The organism is Natronomonas aquatica (genome assembly GCF_024449025.1).
Classification (GTDB): domain Archaea; phylum Halobacteriota; class Halobacteria; order Halobacteriales; family Haloarculaceae; genus Natronomonas; species Natronomonas aquatica.
Genome location: NZ_JAHLKM010000002.1, coordinates 53150 through 68457 on the forward strand (window position 1 = coordinate 53150; position 15308 = coordinate 68457).

Consider the following 15308-nt stretch of genomic DNA (forward strand, 5'->3'; position numbering starts at 1 on the left):
CGAAGGTGTGAAGCATCTCCCGAAGCACCTCCGGCCCCGGTGGCGGTACCTCGCCGTCGGGATCGAGGCCTGGCCCGACGCCGACGTCGACCGGCGGGCGTTCCAGCGGGCGCTCTGGTTCGCCGCGGGGAACCTCCTCGGCGATGTCGGCAGTGCCGCGCTCGATTCGAGCCTGCTCCACTTCCGTTTCGACGACAGTGAGGGCGACGCCGTCGTCCGCGTCCGTCGGGACGCCGTCGAACAGTGTCGGGCCGCCCTGGCGGCGATCGACGAGGTCGACGGCCAGCCGGTCGGCCTCCGGATCCGCGGAACGAGCGGGACCGTCCGGGCCTGTGAAGAAAAGTATATACGCCGTCCGCCGGAACGATCTAAAGAGAGAACCGTCGCGTTCGCGGACACCGAGCGACCCGCAGTCGTCCGGGGCGACCGGATTGACGTCGTCGACTCGGATGGCCGCGTCGGCGCGACAGCACTCGATATTCGCGACAACTAAACAATGCAGGGACAATCGCAGCAGCAGGCGTACGACCGGGGGATCACCATCTTCTCTCCGGACGGCCGTCTGTACCAGGTCGAGTACGCGCGCGAGGCGGTCAAACGAGGCACGGCGTCCATCGGTATCCGGACCGAAGAAGGGGTCGTGCTGGTCGTGGACAAACGCATCCGGAGCCCGCTGATGGAGCGGACCAGCGTCGAGAAGATCCACAAGGCCGACGACCACATCGGCATCGCCAGCGCGGGCCACGTCGCCGACGCCCGCCAACTCATCGACTTCGCGCGGCGGCAAGCACAGGTCAACCAGCTCCGGTACGAAGAGCCGATCGGCGTCGAGACGCTGACGAAGGCCGTCACCGACCACATCCAGCAGTACACGCAGGTCGGCGGCGCCCGTCCGTTCGGCGTCGCGCTCATCATCGGCGGCATCGAGAACGGCGAGCCTCGCCTCTATGAGACGGACCCCTCGGGAACGCCCTACGAGTGGCAGGCGCTCGCGGTCGGCGCCGACCGTGGGGACATCGAGGACTACCTCGAGGAGCACTACCGGGACGATCTCGCCCTCAACGAGGGCGTCGACCTCGCTTTGGAGGCGCTGGCGTCCGTCAACGACGGCGAACTCACGCCGGAGGGGATCGGCCTGGCGACCGTCTCGGTCGGCGACGACGGGTTCGGACAGCTCTCGGACGACGAGATCGAGGACCATCTCGAAGCCGCCGGACTCCTCGCCGACGAGTCCGACGACGATCCCGACGCCGACGACGGGGAGTAACGACTCCGATCCCGCCCTTCGGGGCTCGTCTTCGTTTGGCAATACCTTTTATCAGCCGCGCGTCTACCGGCACATATGATATCCCTTGACGAGGCAGTGACGGCCCGACTCGAGTCCCACGGTCAGCGCTTCGAGGTGCTCGTCGATCCCGACGCCGCCCTCGGGATCAGACGCGGGGAGTTCGACGGCGACCTGGAGGACGTCATCGCCGCCGAGGACGTCTTCGAGGACGCCTCCTCCGGCGATCGACCCCCGGAAAACGCCTTGGAGGAGGTCTTCGAGACGACCGAACCACTCGAGATCATCCCCGAGGTTATCAAGCGTGGCGAGATCCAGATCACGGCCGAACAGCGCCGCGAGATGCAGGATCGAAAGCACAACCAGCTCGTAAACGAGATCGCACGGAACGCGGTCAACCCCCAGATGGACGACGCGCCGCACCCACCGGAACGGATCGAGCGTGCCTTAGACGAGGCCGGGTTCACGATCGATCCGATGGAGCCCGTCGGAAACCAGATCGACGACGCGCTGGACGCGCTCCGGCCGGTGATCCCGATCCGATTCGACGAGGTCGTCATCGCCGCCCAGATCCCCGCCGACTACGCCGGCAGCGCCCAGGCGCAGATCAGACAGTTCGGCGACCTCGAACGCGAGGAGTGGCAACCAGACGGCTCGTGGGTCGGCGTGCTCCGGTTCCCGGCCGGCCTCCAGAACGACTTTTACGATCTCGTCAACGAGCTGACCAGCGGCGAGGCGGAGACACGGATCATCAAGGACGAAGACGACCTCGAAACACGGTAGGTACGGCATGACTTGGCACGATTGCCCGGTGCTTAAATACCGTGACGACGTACCCGACGGTAAGTGACGGGAACTAATGGTCGAGCCGTCGTCGCGAAACGTATCGACGACGGCCACCCGGACACCGAGGAGATACGCGATCTCGCCCGGGCGGCGGGCTACACCGTCGTCGGCGAGGTCACCCAGACGCGCACGGAGGATCCGGCGCTGTGTCTCGGCGAGGGGAAGGTCGGGGAGTTGGCCGAACTCGTCGCCGCTGAAGGGGCGACGATAGTCGTCTTCGACAACCGGCTCGGGCCGTACCAGACGTACAACCTCGGTAACGAACTCCCCGAGGGGGTTGAAGTTCTCGATCGGTTCAAGCTAATCCTGGATATCTTCGGCCAGCGCGCCCAGACGAAGAAGGCCCAGTTACAGGTCGAGTTGGCCGAGCTCAGGTACGAACTGCCGCGCGCGGAGGCGAAAGCCTCCCTCGCAAAGCGCGACGAGCGCCCGGGATTCATGGGACTCGGCGAGTACGACGAGTCCCGCGAACGGGACATCAAAGCGCGGATCAGCCGGATCAAAGACGAGCTAGAGCGGATCGAGGAGACCGAAGCCCACCGGCGAAAACAGCGCCGCGAGTCGGGGTTCGATCTGGTGGCACTGGCCGGCTACACGAACGCCGGCAAGTCGACGCTGCTCCGGCGGCTGGCCGAAGAGCTCGATATCGACGAAAACGAGGGGTTACACCCGGACCTCGATGCGACCGCCGAATCGGAAAACCGGCTTTTCACCACGCTCGGGACGACGACCCGACGCGCGGAGTTCGACCGCCGGGACATCCTCGTGACCGACACCGTCGGGTTCATCTCCGATCTGCCCCACTGGCTGGTCGAGTCGTTCCGCTCGACGCTCTCGGAGGTCTACCGCGCCGATCTGGTGTTGCTCGTCGTCGACGTCTCGGATCCGATCGAGGAGATCCGCGAAAAGCTCGTGACGTGTCACGACACCCTCTATGAGCGAAACGAGGCGCCGATCGTGACCGTCCTCAACAAGTCGGATCTGGTCGACGCCGAGGAACTGGAGCGCAAACACGAGGCGCTTTCGGCGCTCGCGCCGACGCCGGTCGTCGTGAGCGCAAAGACCGGCGAGAACGTCGCTGAACTCCGCGAGCGGATCGACGAGGAGCTCCCCGACTGGCGGCGCGAACGGCTCGTCGTCCCGATGACCGACGACACGATGAGTCTCGTCTCGTGGGTCCACGACCACGCCCACGTCGAGGACGTCGACTACGGCAACGAGGTAACCATCGACTTCGAGGCCCGGCCGGCGATCGTCGAGAAAGCCCGCGCCAAGGCGGGAGAACTGTCCCCGGCGCCCGCCGAGTAGCGCCCGACTATAAATCCCGCTTTTCCTTCGAGACGACCTCGATACCGCCGATCCGCGTGTCCGGGTACTCCCCCTGTTCGTTTTTTTCGGCCGCCTTCACCATGTCCCAGACGACACCGAGCCCTGTCGTGACACCCTCGATCGCCTCCATCTCACAGCCGGTTTTGCCGGTCGTCTCGACGGCGACAGCGAGATCGATGCCGTCCTCGTCGACCGAGAAGTCGGTTTCGACGTTGGTGATCGGGATCTGGTGACACATCGGGATCGTCTCCCAGGTGTGTTTGACCGCCTGGATCGCGCCGACGCGGGCCACCGCGAGGACGTCGCCTTTCCCGACGGCGTCGGCTTCGATCGCCTCGATCGTCGAAGGCTGGAGGTCGATCCGTCCGCGCGCGACGGCCCGGCGCGCGCTGTCGGGCTTTTTACCAACGTCGACCATCTGTGCGTCGCCGTCGTCCGTGACGTGCGTGAGATCGGATCCGTCGCTCATACTACTCTGTTCGTCGCCCGCAAAAAGAACCCATCGGGGGCCGGGGGCCGTCCGATCAGCGATCCGTCTCGTCCGGCCACAGCGCCCGGGGGAGCGTTTCCAAGAGATCTGTCGCGACCAGCCCGTATCCGTTCGATTCGACGACCAGATCGCCCGCCCGCCCGTTGGCGTACGCGCCGAGTGCGGCCGCCGGAGCGGGATCGAGCACGCAGGCCATCGCCCCGGTCGAGCCGGCGAGGACGTCGCCGGTCCCGCCGACGGTCATGCCGGGGTTTCCGGTCCGATTGAGCCGGGTCCGTTCACCGTCCGAGACGATGTCGCATGCGCCCTTTACGAGCAGTGTCACGCCCAACTCGGCGGCAAAGGCCGAAACCAGTTGGGCCCGCTCGTCGGGGTCCGATGCGGTTTCACCCCCCATCGCCTCCAGTTCACCCTGGTGGGGCGTACAGACGAGCGTCGCCTCGGTTTCGAGCGCCGGGACCACCTGCAGGGCGTCGGCGTCGACGACCGCAGTCCGCTCGAACGCCGAAAGGAACGACGCGGCCGCCTCCAGTGTCCCCTCGGCGTCGCCGAGCCCCGGACCGACGACGACACAGTCCATCCCGACCGCCAGTTCCGTGAGCCGGGGTACGTGCGAGGGGGCCAGTCGGTCGCCGGGCAGGGCTTCGACGATGAGGTTCTCGCTGTATCCCTGTACCTCGCCGGCGATCGATTCGGGGCAGGCGACGTACGCCAGATCGGCTCCGGCACGGAGTGCCGCCTGTGCGGAAAGCGCCGGCGCGCCGGTGTAGGGACCGCCGCCGATTACGAGCACTTCGCCGAAATCGCCTTTGTGGGCGGTCGGGTCCCGGGAGAGCCGGAGGAGGTCGCCACGCTCGACGACCCGTTCTGCGGCCGCCGGGATGCCGATATCGGCGACGGTCACGTCGGCGGCGACGTGCTCGAGGCCGGGCTTTCGGTCGTGGAAGGTGACGACGTGGCCGGCCTCGACCGCCGTGCCGTCGGCCTCGCCGGTATCGGCGTCGACGCCCGAGGGAACGTCGACGGCGACGACCGTCGCGGCGGCCGCGTTTATTTCCTTCGCTGCGGTCGCTTCGGGCTCCCGCAGCGCTCCCGTCACGCCGGTCCCGAGAATCGCGTCGACGACGACGTCCGGATCGCCGAGATCGAACGCGGCCGAATCCCGGACTTCCCGGGTGTCGATCCCGGCCGCCTCGAGTGCCGTCCAGTTCTCGCCGGCGATCGCCGTCGCGATCGTCTCCGCACGGCCCAGCAGGTGGACGGTCACGTCGTATTCGGAGAGAAAGCGGGCGGCGACGAACGCATCCCCGCCGTTGTTACCCCGGCCACAGACCAGCGCGACCGACGCGTCCGGATCCGCGACGTCCCTGACGACGCTCGCGACGGCGTTTCCCGACGATTCCATCAGCTGTTTCCGGGGGACGCCCAGAGCCTCGGCGTTCTCGTCGACGACGGCCATCTCCGTGCTCGAGATCATGCCGTCGCCTTCTCGCCGGGAGCCACTAACCTTTCCGCCAGCGATCTCACCGGCGGATACCGAACCCCTCGATCCCGGTCGGCTCGTCGTACTCGACCTCGACGTCCTCGACGCGCGCCCTCGGGCTCCCGGTGTGACACCACTCGACCATCGCCTCGACGGCGTCCGGATCGCCCTCGAAGACGGCCCCGACACGGCCGTCCGCTAAGTTTTTTACCCAGCCGTCGACGCCCTCCTCGCGGGCCCGCTCGCGGGTCGTCGCCCGGTAGTAGACGCCCTGCACGCGGCCGGAGACGAACACGTGTGCGCGAATCGCCTCGTTCATGGTGAGATCTTGTAACGCCGGGGTAAAATCGGCTCGGGTCGGGTCGGGTCGATCCGGGGCGGTACGGATCGGTCCCAGTCGGCCTGGAATCGTCACTCCCCGTCGGTTCGGAGGTGATGGAAGACGTAAGTCTGGGCGTAGCCAGCGTACTGGCCGCCGAACTGCCCTCTGATTGCCCGCGATGTCTCGGCGTAATTCCCCCGCTCGCAGTCGGGGTAGTGTTCTTCGATCGCGGTTCGGATCCAGGTGTCGAGCGGAACGGCCTCGAGGTAGCCGAGCGAAAACAAAAGTACGCAGTCGGCCACCTTCTCGCCGACGCCGACGAACCGGGTCAGCGACTCGCGGGCTGCCTCGTACTCGAGCCCTGCGGCGTCCTCCGGGTGGGCCTCCCCGCCCGCGACCATACCCGCAGTCCGCTCGACGTAGGGGGCGCGATAGCCCAAGGAGAGATCCCGAAGTTCCGGTTCGCTCGCCGCCGCAAGCTGTCTCGGCGTCGGGAACGCGGCGTACTCGGCCCCGTCGAACCGGACGGTGTCGCCGTACGTCTCCGCCAGCGCCGTTACCATACCGTGGATCCGGCCGACACGCATCTGTGCCGAGCAGATGAACGAGACAAGACAGCCGAAGGGCGGGTCGCGGACGAGCCGCATTCCGCGGTGGGCCTCGTAGGCCCGACTGACGAGCGGGTCCTCGGGCGTGGCGTCGATGATCGCCTCGAGGTCGTCCTCGAGGCGGAGCAACTCCGCGAGCCGGTCGTAGGCGTTCGGCGTCGAGGACGCCCACTCGAGTCGGCCGTCGCGTTGTCTGGCCCGAATTACCTCGGGCTCGTTCGTCTCCGTCTCCGTCGCCGGAAGCACGGTATAGTACCACGGCGAGCCGTCCGTCGCGTTCTCGTACATCCGGTCGTCGGCCCGCCGCCACAGGTACGACTGGCCGCTTTCGAGCGTTTCCGCCAGATCGAACCCGCCGTCGAACGCCGCAGTCGGGCGGCTTCCGGTCTCCATACCGTCAGTGTGGTTTCGGGGGGTTTCGGCCTTTCGAGTCGGCCCGAACGAGAAGAGAGCAAGGCGGGGTGGGAAGACGCCCGGAGGGCGAACCTTCTTATCGTAGGACACGCAATAGCATGCCATGGATTGCCGAGTTGTCGTGGAAGCCGCGGTTCCGGTGTACGACGTCGAGACGACCGACGAGGCGGTTCGTATCGCGATCTCGAAGACCGGCGAAATGCTGAACCCCGATCTCAACTACGTCGAGATCAGCATGGGGAGCCGGACCTGTTCGGACTGTGGTGCGGAACACGATCCGGCGTTCATCGCCGCCGACGAGGGACTCGTCGCCCTCGAACTCGAGATGACGGTTTTCAACGTCGAACGCGACGAACACGCCGCCCGCATCGCGCGCAAGGAGATCGGCCAGCGACTCCAGAACATCCCTCTGGAAGTGCTCGAGATCGAACAGCTCGAAACCGACGACAGCGAGGCCGAAACCAAAGAAGAGACCGAAGCGGAGCCGGAGCCGGCCGAGTCGGGGGAGGCCGACGAGTCGTCGATGGCCGAGGAACCGCCGACCGACGACGACGGCGAGGTACTTCCGGAGTTCGAGGAACTCCTCGACGAGTAGCGCCGACGACCGGGGGGTCGAAAAACCGAGGCGCCGCTGGGGAAAGGTGAGGGCGTCGTAGGAACTGTACTCCGGAGATTCAGTCGGCAGTCGCCGAGACGGCGGTCTCGGTTTCCTGCTCCATTCCTTCGGTGATTCCGTCGGCCAAGGCGAACACGGCGGCCTTGTGGTCCGTTTTTGATTTGTGGATCGATGTCGGCCGGACGCCGAGTTCGGAGTATTTCTGGTGTTCTACTTCACAGTCGGCCATCTGCTCGTAGTGGTTGCATACCTCTGCAAGCAGGCCGTGGAGATGAATAAGCTCCTGCTTTTTCATGGTCATATTCGGCTAACGACTCAGGGCATATAGTAGTATCCTGAGACAAGTTAACACGTTTCCCCCGTATAGACGCTCTGAGGTCGGTTTTCCCCCGGATCAGACGAGCTTCAACAACCGCCGCTCGAACTTGCCGGTCCGGACCCGCTTCCACCCCCGGAGCGTTTCGTCGAGTTCACGGTCGCCCGTGTCGACCCGCAACACCCCGATATCGTCGAGTTTCCCCTTCGAGGCGACGATCTCTATTTCCGAACGGTGGATCACTGGAGGGGAGATCTGGTCGTTGCCGCGGCCGAAGACGAACCCCTGGCCGCCGATGGGGGAGACGACGATCACGTTCCGCTCTCCGAGCGCGTCGAGGATCGCCGACTCGGCGGCGTCACGGACGAGCACATCGCCGTCGTGATAGACGTCGACGCCGAGCGGCGAGCCCTCGAATCCCAGTTCGGTCTTGACCGCGTGGACCGTCGATCCCGGACCGAGCACGTAGACCGCGTCGTCGGCCTCGATATCGGCCGCGACCGCGGCGGCGAGCGCCTCGACGGTCCCGCCGCCGGTCTGTTTCGAGGACTGGAGTTTCTCGTCGACCGGGACCGAGACGATCGCCTTCAGTTCCGTACTGACGTCGCCGCCCCGGTAGGCGTCCTCGTCGATGTCGTTGATCTCGCGGCGTTCGGTCCCCTCGAACGTCGCCGCGATCTGCCCGGCGTCCCGCGGCGTGACGGCGAAGACCGACGAGTACACCTTCACACCGGCCGGAACCCCGAGGATCGGCGTCTCACCGTCACACTCCTGTAGCGCCTCGGCGACGTCGACGGCTGTCCCGTCGCCGCCGACAAACAGGATCAGATCGACGTCCGCCTCGAGGAATTGCCGTACTGCCTCGCGAGTGTCGTCTGCGTCGGTTCCCTCGCCGTCCGGATACCCGACGACGACGGGCGAGAAGCCGACCTCGATCGCCGCCGTTTCGCCCATCTCCCCGCCGTAGGTGTACAGTTCGATCCCCTCGGCCCGCTTTCGGAGGCCCTCGAGCGCTTCTCTGGCCCGGGCGGGCGAGCGCGGTTCGGCACCGCGACGGCGGGCCTCTTCGAGTTTGCCGTCGGTCCCCTTCAGCCCGACCCGCCCGCCCATCCCGGCGATAGGGTTTATCACCAGCCCGATGCGTCGCATACCGGGGTTCGGTGACCGCCGGGCAAAAGCCGACCGGTGTTTGCCCCCGACGGCGGGGTCGATCCCCGTCAAAATGAAATCCGTTAAGAGGGACCCCCAAGTACGGTCGTGTATGAACTTCATCCTACAAGCCTACGAGGACAGTCCGATGCTGATCGACGCGTCGGGCTGGGTCGTCCTGCTCGCGAGCCTCGTTATCACCGTCGGCTGGCTCCTGTATCTCTACCGGTAGCTACGCCACGTCGCTGCGTTCACGGAGCCACGACAGCGCCGCCCCGACCTCGGCTTCGTCGGTCCCCTGGATCTTGACACGGACGTTCTCGCCCGGATAGCTGCCGACCTTCACGTCGAAGCGTTCCTGGATTTCCCGAAACCGATCGATCAGCGCGCTTTCGGGCTCGTCGACGACGACGAACTCAGCGTGTCGTTTCTCGCCGTCGAACTCCGGGGCGACCGATTCGAACATCGCCTTCATCTCCTCGGGGACCCCCGGAAAGACGTAGACGTTCTCGACGACACAGCCGGGGGCGACGCCGACCGTGTTGTGCAGCGGTCGCGAGCCATCGGGTAACTCGGCCGTCCCGTCGGTGAGACCGTCCCGAGAGTATCCCCCCTCTTCGGTGAGCCACTCGAGGACGGCCTCGTCGGTTTCGAGCGACCGGCCGACGGCGGCCGCGACGCCCGCAAGCGTCTTGTCGTCGTGCGTCGGACCGACCCCGCCGGTGACGATGGCGGCGTCGTACTCGGCGGCGTACTCGTTTGTCACCCGGGCGATGTCCGCGACCCGGTCGGGGACGACGGTGATACGTTCGACGTCGACCCCGCGTTCGTCGAGTTTCTCGCCGAGCCACGTAGCGTTCGTGTTGACGGTGTCCCCGGTCAACAGTTCGTCACCGACGGAGACCAAAGCGACGTTCATGCGGTCGATACGGTCGGGAGCCGAATAAATACGTGGCAAACGGCGCCTTCGGGGTATCCGTTCGACGTCTCGACGCTATCGCATCCCAGGCGGCGGCCCGTCATTATCGTCCTCGTACTCGATGTCGAATCCCTCCGATTCGCGGCGCTTCTCGGCGCGTTTGATCTGCCGGTAGTAGTAGACCGACCCGACGAGCCCGACGAGGCCGGCGACGGCCGCGAGCCCGCCGAACAGCCACAGGTCACGATCGAGATACCAGCGCACGACGACAACCGACGTCTCGACGGAATCCCACTGCAGGTGGACCCGATCGTCGACCGTCCGGCGGTCTTCGTTGGACGGGCGGACTCGCGAGAGGATCGGTATCGCGGCGTCGGTATCCGGCGGCAGGGCGACCTCGTAGCTCCCGTTGACCGGTGTATAGACCGTGAGCTGCTTGCCCTGCTTGGGTGCGGTGAACGCCAACTGTCCCTCCTCGGCCGGGAGTTCGACGATCGTCCGACGCCGCGTGTTGTCGACCGAAAGCGAGTCCGTCGGCTCCCGGGAGCCGTCCTCGTGGATCCGGACGACCTCGCCGTCGGCGTATCTGATGATCGTTCCGTTGGTATGTTTGAACTGCACGGCCGAGATCTCCAGCGGCCGTTCGACGGTAAGGGCGTTTGTCCGCCATAGCTGTATCGTCCCGCTGTCGCCGGTCACCTTCGCGGAGACGTTATAGACCGCAGTGTAGTTGTTCCGGTTGATCGTCACGTAGGCGTCGGCGTCGGTGTCGTACTCGTAGTCGGCGTCCGCCGAGAGTGCCTCCGGGTCGTCGACGTCAGCACCGAAGATTCCCGTACAGCCGGCCAGCCCGAAAGCAGCGACGAGCGCGACGGCAGCGAGCAGGCGACGGTCCATGATCAGGGAACGACAGCGAGCAGTTCGGCCTCAAGATGCGGTCCGATGTCGGCGAGCAGGCCGGGCGCGTCCGTCCCCTCCCGACAGACGATGCTCCCCTCGAGCAGCCCCAGCCGCTCGACTGTGACGATATCGTCGGCGTGGCCCGACCGGTTGACTGTCGCCCGCAGTTGGGCCCGCGTCGTGCTGTTGCCGTTGACGCGGCCGGTTCCGCGCGTCCACCCGTAGAGGCGGTCACGTTCGGCGTCCGCCAGACGGGCCGGCTCCCCGTCGTTGCCCTCGACGAACCGAAGCGGCATGTGCTGGACGAGCCCGAACCGGGTTCGGATCTGGGCTGGCGTCCCCTGTCCGAGACCGAGTTCGCCGGCCGGGATCCGGACGTCCTCGCCGGCGTCGAGGACGATTCCGTCGTCGTCCCACGACTCGAGCGTCCCGACGTGGGTCTCCCCGGGTTCCCGGTGCGGCGTGATGGCGCCCCACTCCTCGGCGAGGAGGTTTCTGGCGACCGGGGCGTCCTCGCCGGTGACCGTCACCGAGGGGAAGCCGTCGTCGCGGCGACCGAGAGTGAACTCGACGTCGAGATCTCCGAGTGCGTTTTCGACGAGCGACTCGAGCGAATCCATGGCCCGACGGCGGCTCTCGCCGGTCACGTAGACTTTGGTTGCGAGGACGACCATCAGGCGTTCGCGGCTCCGGGTTCCGGGACGTTCAGTTCCTCGCGTAGCTCTTCGATCCGCATCTCCATGGCGTCGACGAGCCGGTCGTTGTCCATCGTCTCCAGTTGCCCGCCACACTGTGGGCACTCGAAGCCGAACTCCATGGCCTCGCCGAACTCGAACCGGAGCTGACACTGCCCACAGAGGTAGAACTCGTTGTCCGTCTCGTAGCTTTCCCGCTCCTCGAGCGCCGAGAGCAGACGGTGCATCTCGGATTCGAGCTGTTCGGGGATGTTCTCGTACTCGAAGGTCCACAGATACGTGAGCCAGCCCGAGTCCTCGTCGCGCAGGCGGCGATAGGAGGCCAGATCGTTCTCATAGAGGATGAAAAGCGCCCGGCGGACGTCGTTGAGCTCCAACCCGAGTTCCTCCGCGAGTTCCTCGTCGGTGACCTCGCCGTCCGGCGGCGCGGCGGCGACGGGCATCCCCGTCGGTCCGACGAGCTCGTGGAGGTACTTCTGAATCACCGGATCGTTCAGTAGTTCCTCAAAAGCCATTACTTATTGTTCGGCCAGCGAGTCGGTTAAAAGCTCCGAAACCGAGGACTGTTCCGGAGCGACGGTATCAACGCATCTATCCGACGGTATACGACGACCCATGCGGAGACTCGAGCACGAACCGGGAGAGTGCCCCGGATCGTGGCCGGGCAATAGTTATATATAAACCTATTGGCCGTTCATATCAGAGATGCTACTGAACGGCGTTTCGAACCGTCTAATCCGGTTTGGGATGTTCAGTATCCCTCTGGAACCGGCTATTTTTAACCGTATAAACGATGTCTGACATCTACACTTATAAACAGAAACGGTCCGGAACCGAGTTCCCTATTTATACCCCTCGACAGGGAAGGACGGATCATACATGGCGATACGAACTGACGAAAGCGATGGGGCGATGAGAGAGTGGTGTGAGACGTGCAAACGAGAGACGCCACACGACGTTTCGATCCGGCTCCGGACCGAAAGCAAGCGACCGAAAAACGCCGAGTACTCCCGGGAGCCCTACCGGGTGTCGGCGTGTCAGATCTGTGGGACCGAGCGCACACTCCGGATGAACGACGCCTGAGTCCCGGTTAGCTATCGCAACTGTTTACACATCGATCGCACTGCAATCGTGAGATCGGGTGTGGACTGGCTTCGGATCGCTACTATAGCTACAGTAGTCGGTAGAAGTCAGTGCAGATCCACTCGCGAGTGTCCGGCCAGCGTGGCTGTCGCTGGCCATCCGGCTGTGAGTGGTGTGTAAACAGTTCTACTGACTACTATACCACGTCCAGATCAAAAGCTCGGAACCGGCCGCCTACCGCGTCCGTGTCGTCACTTCACATCCCCCCTCGGTGACGATCACGGTGTGTTCCTTCTGGCTGACGAGACAGCCATCGTCCTCTTTCAGGACAGGATAGCCGTGGACGACGTCCTGTCGCTGGAGCCGTCGCAGCGCCATCTCCGCCCGGCGGGTGTCGAGCCACCGGCGCGCGAACGGCAGCGTCTTGAACTCCTCGACGATCTGTTCGAGGGCCTGTCGGGCGTCGCGGTTCCGGACGCTTGCCTCCCGTTCGAGCGCGTAGATCTCCTCGTCGGCGCCTTCGGTGACCTTCCCGCCGCCGTCGGTCGCGAACGGTTCGATCGCGACGACGTCGCCGGCCTCGAGCTCGATCCCCTGTTCGACCGCCCGGTTGGGGATGTTCGGATCGGTGTGTTGCTCCCAGTGGCCCAGCCCGTGTCCCGAGAGGTTGACCACGGGGTTGTAGCCGTAGCCGTCGATGACCGACTCGATCTCGGCGCCGATCTCGCCGGTCTCGACGCCGGGTTCGATGATTTCGATGGCGGCCTCGAGCGCCTCGGCGGGCGCCTCGGCGAGTTCCGGGTTACCCGAGAGATCCACCGTGACCGCGGTATCGGCCAGCCAGCCGTCGACGTGGACGCCGATATCGAGGTTGATCATCTCCTCGCCGAAGGTCGATTCGTCGTCGGGGCCGGGCGTCGCGTGGGCGGCCTCCTCGTCGACGCTGATGTTGACAGGGAAGGCGGGTTCGCCGCCGAGTTCCCGGATCCGGTCCTCGGCGTACTCGGCGACCTCGAGGTGGCCCGCGCCGACCTCGACGCGATCTGCGGCCTCCTCGCGAACCTGCGCGAGGATCTCGCCCGCCTCACGGTGTTTCTCGCGTTGCTCGTCTGTGAGATCGGTGCTCATGGGTCCCCGTTCGGCAGGTCGGATAAAAGGGGTTGTGTTCGACCGGCGGACGGTTCCCAAGAGAAAACGCAACCGCAACGTTTTCGACCGCCCGCCTGCCCGTTTCCGGTAGTGATACTTCCAGCCGGGTTCGGGCTCCCGCCCCTTCCGTATCTCCTCGCGCTCGCGGCCGGGACGGTAGCCGCGATCGGAGCGCTGTACGTCCGTCGACCCCCGGTTACGGCGGCGACCGTCACCGCCCTCGCCCCGTGGATGGCCGCCGGCGGGGCGCTGTACGCCCTCTATCAGGCCGGCGCCGTGCCCGATCCGGCCGCTCCGCTTTTCGGCTCGCCGGCAGTGTACGTTACGGTCGGCATCCTCGCGGGCTTCGTCTGGGCCCTTCTGGCCGAACGGCCGGGAGAGTCGTGGAGACCGACTGAGGCGTCGACGATCCTCGCCGCGGTTGGGTGCAGCCTTTTGACGGTCGCCTTGATCGCCGCAGCCGTAACGAGGACGTCGAACGCCGTCGGCGCGAGGGCGCTGCTCTCGGGGGCGATCCTCCTCGTCTCTCTCGTCGGGGGGACCCTGATCTGGATCACACTGCGACGGGTCACAGACGTCTCGGCAACGGGGACAGTCGGCGCCGTCGTCGTCTTCGGCCACACGCTGGACGGCGTTTCGACGGCGGTCGGATACGGCATGCTCGGGTTCGGCGAGCAGACACCGCTGTCGCGGCTCGTCATCGAGGCCGGCGGGGCGCTTCCGGTCCCCGAACTCCTCGGCGGAGCCTGGCTGTTCGTTCTCGTCAAGACCGTCCTCGGCGCCGCGATCGTCGTGCTCTTCGAGGAGTACGTCCGCGAGGAGCCGACCGAGGGCTGTCTCCTCTTGGGGCTCATCGCCGCCGTCGGTCTCGGTCCCGGGTTCCACAACGTCGTTCTGTTTGCGATCTCGTGACGTCGGTCGGTTCCTCGCCGGTTCAGAACCCGACCGACTTTTGAGGACGCCACACGACCTCTCGGTATGGCAAAACAGCCGCATCTCCTCGTCGAACCCGGCGAGTTGGCGAATATCGCGCTCCTGCCGGGGGATCCCGGCCGGGTCGACCGCATCGCCGGTCACTGTGACGACGCCGAGACGATCGCAGAGAACCGCGAGTACGAACTCGTCAACGCAGCCTACGAAGGTTGTGACGTTACGATCTGTTCGACCGGGATCGGCTCGCCCTCGGCCGCGATCGCCCTCGAGGAACTCGCCGCCGTCGGCGTCGAGACGTTCATCCGGGTCGGGACGACCGGCGCGCTCCAGCCGGGGATCGAGATCGGCGACACCGTCGTCGCGACGGGCGCGGCCAAAGACGAGGGGACGACGAAACGCTACGAGAAAAGCGAGATGCCGGCGGTCCCCGATTACGCCACCCTATCGGCGCTCGTCGAGGCGGCCGAGGGCCGTTCGGCCCCGGTCCACGTCGGCCCGATCGCGACGGACGACGCCTACTACGCCGAGACCGACACCGCGGTCGAGGCGTGGTCGGAGGCCGGCCTGCTCTGTGTCGAGATGGAGGCCGCGGCCCTTTTTACCCTCGCACGCCGGAAGGGGCTGGCCGCCGGGGCGATCTGTACCGTCGACGGCAACCTGATCGAAGGGACACAGAAGGGCGAAACCGAGGCCGAAGAACTCCCCGAGAAAGCCAGAAACAACGTCGACCGCGCGATCCGGATCGCCCTCGACGCGGCGGTCTCGCTGTAG

General features: G+C 65.9%; 19 protein-coding genes. 8 read left to right on the forward strand and 11 right to left on the reverse strand.

The genetic code is table 11. The annotated features are described in order from the left end of the window. Positions 1–7: 7 nt before the first annotated feature. From KM295_RS02140 to hflX, 4 genes are all read left to right on the forward strand, one after another. Complete coding sequence (locus KM295_RS02140) at positions 8–493, forward strand: Rpp14/Pop5 family protein (RefSeq protein ID WP_256028221.1); 486 nt, start codon at positions 8–10, stop codon at positions 491–493. A 3-nt stretch (positions 494–496) separates the two neighbouring features. Further along, a complete protein-coding gene (gene psmA, locus KM295_RS02145) occupies positions 497–1267 on the forward strand; it encodes an archaeal proteasome endopeptidase complex subunit alpha (protein WP_256028222.1) in 771 nt (256 codons plus the stop codon). 75 nt (positions 1268–1342) lie between these two features. Continuing rightward, the gene (locus KM295_RS02150; protein WP_256028223.1) at positions 1343–2068 is read left to right on the forward strand and encodes a ribosome assembly factor SBDS; all 726 of its coding nucleotides are present in this window, start codon (positions 1343–1345) and stop codon (positions 2066–2068) included. Between the two features lie 63 nt (positions 2069–2131). Next, positions 2132–3439, forward strand: coding sequence for a GTPase HflX (gene hflX, locus KM295_RS02155; protein ID WP_256028224.1), 1308 nt, complete (start codon positions 2132–2134; stop codon positions 3437–3439). A gap of 7 nt (positions 3440–3446) precedes the next feature. On the opposite strand, the gene moaC is transcribed toward hflX, so the two are convergent. The 4 genes from moaC to KM295_RS02175 all read right to left on the reverse strand — a co-directional run bounded on the left by moaC (position 3447) and on the right by KM295_RS02175 (position 6756). Next, positions 3447–3929 (reverse strand): cyclic pyranopterin monophosphate synthase MoaC, encoded by a 483-nt coding sequence (moaC, locus tag KM295_RS02160; RefSeq protein WP_256028225.1) that lies wholly within the window; start codon positions 3927–3929, stop codon positions 3447–3449. Between the two features lie 55 nt (positions 3930–3984). Beyond that, positions 3985–5427: an NAD(P)H-hydrate dehydratase gene (locus tag KM295_RS02165; protein WP_256028226.1), complete on the reverse strand. Its 1443-nt coding sequence runs from the start codon at positions 5425–5427 to the stop codon at positions 3985–3987. A gap of 46 nt (positions 5428–5473) precedes the next feature. Then, complete coding sequence (locus KM295_RS02170; RefSeq protein ID WP_256028227.1) at positions 5474–5752, reverse strand: acylphosphatase; 279 nt, start codon at positions 5750–5752, stop codon at positions 5474–5476. Positions 5753–5844: 92 nt separating this feature from the next. Continuing rightward, positions 5845–6756 (reverse strand): DNA-3-methyladenine glycosylase family protein, encoded by a 912-nt coding sequence (locus KM295_RS02175; RefSeq protein ID WP_256028228.1) that lies wholly within the window; start codon positions 6754–6756, stop codon positions 5845–5847. Between the two features lie 124 nt (positions 6757–6880). On the opposite strand from KM295_RS02175, the gene KM295_RS02180 reads away from it, so the two are divergent. Then, entirely contained in the window at positions 6881–7372 is a 492-nt protein-coding gene (locus KM295_RS02180) for a DUF555 domain-containing protein (protein WP_256028229.1), read from the forward strand. Between the two features lie 79 nt (positions 7373–7451). Here KM295_RS02180 and KM295_RS02185 read toward each other — a convergent pair whose 3' ends face one another. The 6 genes from KM295_RS02185 to tfe all read right to left on the reverse strand — a co-directional run bounded on the left by KM295_RS02185 (position 7452) and on the right by tfe (position 11887). After that, positions 7452–7688, reverse strand: coding sequence for a UPF0058 family protein (locus KM295_RS02185; RefSeq protein WP_256028539.1), 237 nt, complete (start codon positions 7686–7688; stop codon positions 7452–7454). 99 nt (positions 7689–7787) lie between these two features. Next, on the reverse strand, positions 7788–8858 hold the full coding sequence (locus KM295_RS02190) for an ATP-NAD kinase family protein (RefSeq protein WP_256028230.1): 1071 nt from the start codon (positions 8856–8858) through the stop codon (positions 7788–7790). Positions 8859–9090: 232 nt separating this feature from the next. Further along, a complete protein-coding gene (locus tag KM295_RS02195; RefSeq protein ID WP_256028231.1) occupies positions 9091–9777 on the reverse strand; it encodes a competence/damage-inducible protein A in 687 nt (228 codons plus the stop codon). Positions 9778–9852: 75 nt separating this feature from the next. Continuing rightward, on the reverse strand, positions 9853–10674 hold the full coding sequence (locus KM295_RS02200) for a DUF5803 family protein (protein WP_256028232.1): 822 nt from the start codon (positions 10672–10674) through the stop codon (positions 9853–9855). Positions 10675–10676: 2 nt separating this feature from the next. Further along, positions 10677–11351 carry a DUF2110 family protein gene (locus KM295_RS02205; protein ID WP_256028233.1) on the reverse strand — a complete coding sequence of 225 codons (675 nt, stop codon included), beginning with the start codon at positions 11349–11351 and terminating at the stop codon, positions 10677–10679. Then, positions 11351–11887: a transcription factor E gene (gene tfe / locus KM295_RS02210; protein WP_256028234.1), complete on the reverse strand. Its 537-nt coding sequence runs from the start codon at positions 11885–11887 to the stop codon at positions 11351–11353. The genes KM295_RS02205 and tfe overlap by 1 nt, the downstream gene beginning before the upstream one ends. Before the next feature lie 364 nt (positions 11888–12251). On the opposite strand from tfe, the gene KM295_RS02215 reads away from it, so the two are divergent. After that, positions 12252–12455, forward strand: a complete 204-nt coding sequence (locus tag KM295_RS02215) for a DUF7835 family putative zinc beta-ribbon protein (RefSeq protein WP_256028235.1) — start codon at positions 12252–12254, stop codon at positions 12453–12455. Positions 12456–12689: 234 nt separating this feature from the next. On the opposite strand, the gene map is transcribed toward KM295_RS02215, so the two are convergent. Then, the gene (gene map / locus KM295_RS02220; protein ID WP_256028236.1) at positions 12690–13583 is read right to left on the reverse strand and encodes a type II methionyl aminopeptidase; all 894 of its coding nucleotides are present in this window, start codon (positions 13581–13583) and stop codon (positions 12690–12692) included. A 111-nt stretch (positions 13584–13694) separates the two neighbouring features. Here map and KM295_RS02225 point away from each other — a divergent pair, with 111 nt between their 5' ends. Together KM295_RS02225 and KM295_RS02230 are read left to right on the forward strand one after the other, a co-directional pair. Continuing rightward, positions 13695–14516, forward strand: a complete 822-nt coding sequence (locus KM295_RS02225; RefSeq protein WP_256028237.1) for a DUF63 family protein — start codon at positions 13695–13697, stop codon at positions 14514–14516. A 66-nt stretch (positions 14517–14582) separates the two neighbouring features. After that, positions 14583–15308, forward strand: a complete 726-nt coding sequence (locus KM295_RS02230) for a nucleoside phosphorylase (protein ID WP_256028238.1) — start codon at positions 14583–14585, stop codon at positions 15306–15308.

What these genes read in the sequence shown, in the direction of transcription:
- psmA (WP_256028222.1), top strand. Translation starts at nt 497, where the DNA reads ATGCAGGGACAATCGCAGCAGCAGGCGTACGACCGGGGGATCACCATC.
- KM295_RS02150 (WP_256028223.1), top strand. Translation starts at nt 1,343, where the DNA reads ATGATATCCCTTGACGAGGCAGTGACGGCCCGACTCGAGTCCCACGGT.
- moaC (WP_256028225.1), bottom strand. Translation starts at nt 3,929, where the DNA reads ATGAGCGACGGATCCGATCTCACGCACGTCACGGACGACGGCGACGCA.
- KM295_RS02165 (WP_256028226.1), bottom strand. Translation starts at nt 5,427, where the DNA reads ATGATCTCGAGCACGGAGATGGCCGTCGTCGACGAGAACGCCGAGGCT.
- KM295_RS02170 (WP_256028227.1), bottom strand. Translation starts at nt 5,752, where the DNA reads ATGAACGAGGCGATTCGCGCACACGTGTTCGTCTCCGGCCGCGTGCAG.
- KM295_RS02175 (WP_256028228.1), bottom strand. Translation starts at nt 6,756, where the DNA reads ATGGAGACCGGAAGCCGCCCGACTGCGGCGTTCGACGGCGGGTTCGAT.
- KM295_RS02180 (WP_256028229.1), top strand. Translation starts at nt 6,881, where the DNA reads ATGGATTGCCGAGTTGTCGTGGAAGCCGCGGTTCCGGTGTACGACGTC.
- KM295_RS02185 (WP_256028539.1), bottom strand. Translation starts at nt 7,688, where the DNA reads ATGAAAAAGCAGGAGCTTATTCATCTCCACGGCCTGCTTGCAGAGGTA.
- KM295_RS02190 (WP_256028230.1), bottom strand. Translation starts at nt 8,858, where the DNA reads ATGCGACGCATCGGGCTGGTGATAAACCCTATCGCCGGGATGGGCGGG.
- KM295_RS02195 (WP_256028231.1), bottom strand. Translation starts at nt 9,777, where the DNA reads ATGAACGTCGCTTTGGTCTCCGTCGGTGACGAACTGTTGACCGGGGAC.
- KM295_RS02200 (WP_256028232.1), bottom strand. Translation starts at nt 10,674, where the DNA reads ATGGACCGTCGCCTGCTCGCTGCCGTCGCGCTCGTCGCTGCTTTCGGG.
- KM295_RS02205 (WP_256028233.1), bottom strand. Translation starts at nt 11,351, where the DNA reads ATGGTCGTCCTCGCAACCAAAGTCTACGTGACCGGCGAGAGCCGCCGT.
- tfe (WP_256028234.1), bottom strand. Translation starts at nt 11,887, where the DNA reads ATGGCTTTTGAGGAACTACTGAACGATCCGGTGATTCAGAAGTACCTC.
- KM295_RS02215 (WP_256028235.1), top strand. Translation starts at nt 12,252, where the DNA reads ATGGCGATACGAACTGACGAAAGCGATGGGGCGATGAGAGAGTGGTGT.
- map (WP_256028236.1), bottom strand. Translation starts at nt 13,583, where the DNA reads ATGAGCACCGATCTCACAGACGAGCAACGCGAGAAACACCGTGAGGCG.
- KM295_RS02230 (WP_256028238.1), top strand. Translation starts at nt 14,583, where the DNA reads ATGGCAAAACAGCCGCATCTCCTCGTCGAACCCGGCGAGTTGGCGAAT.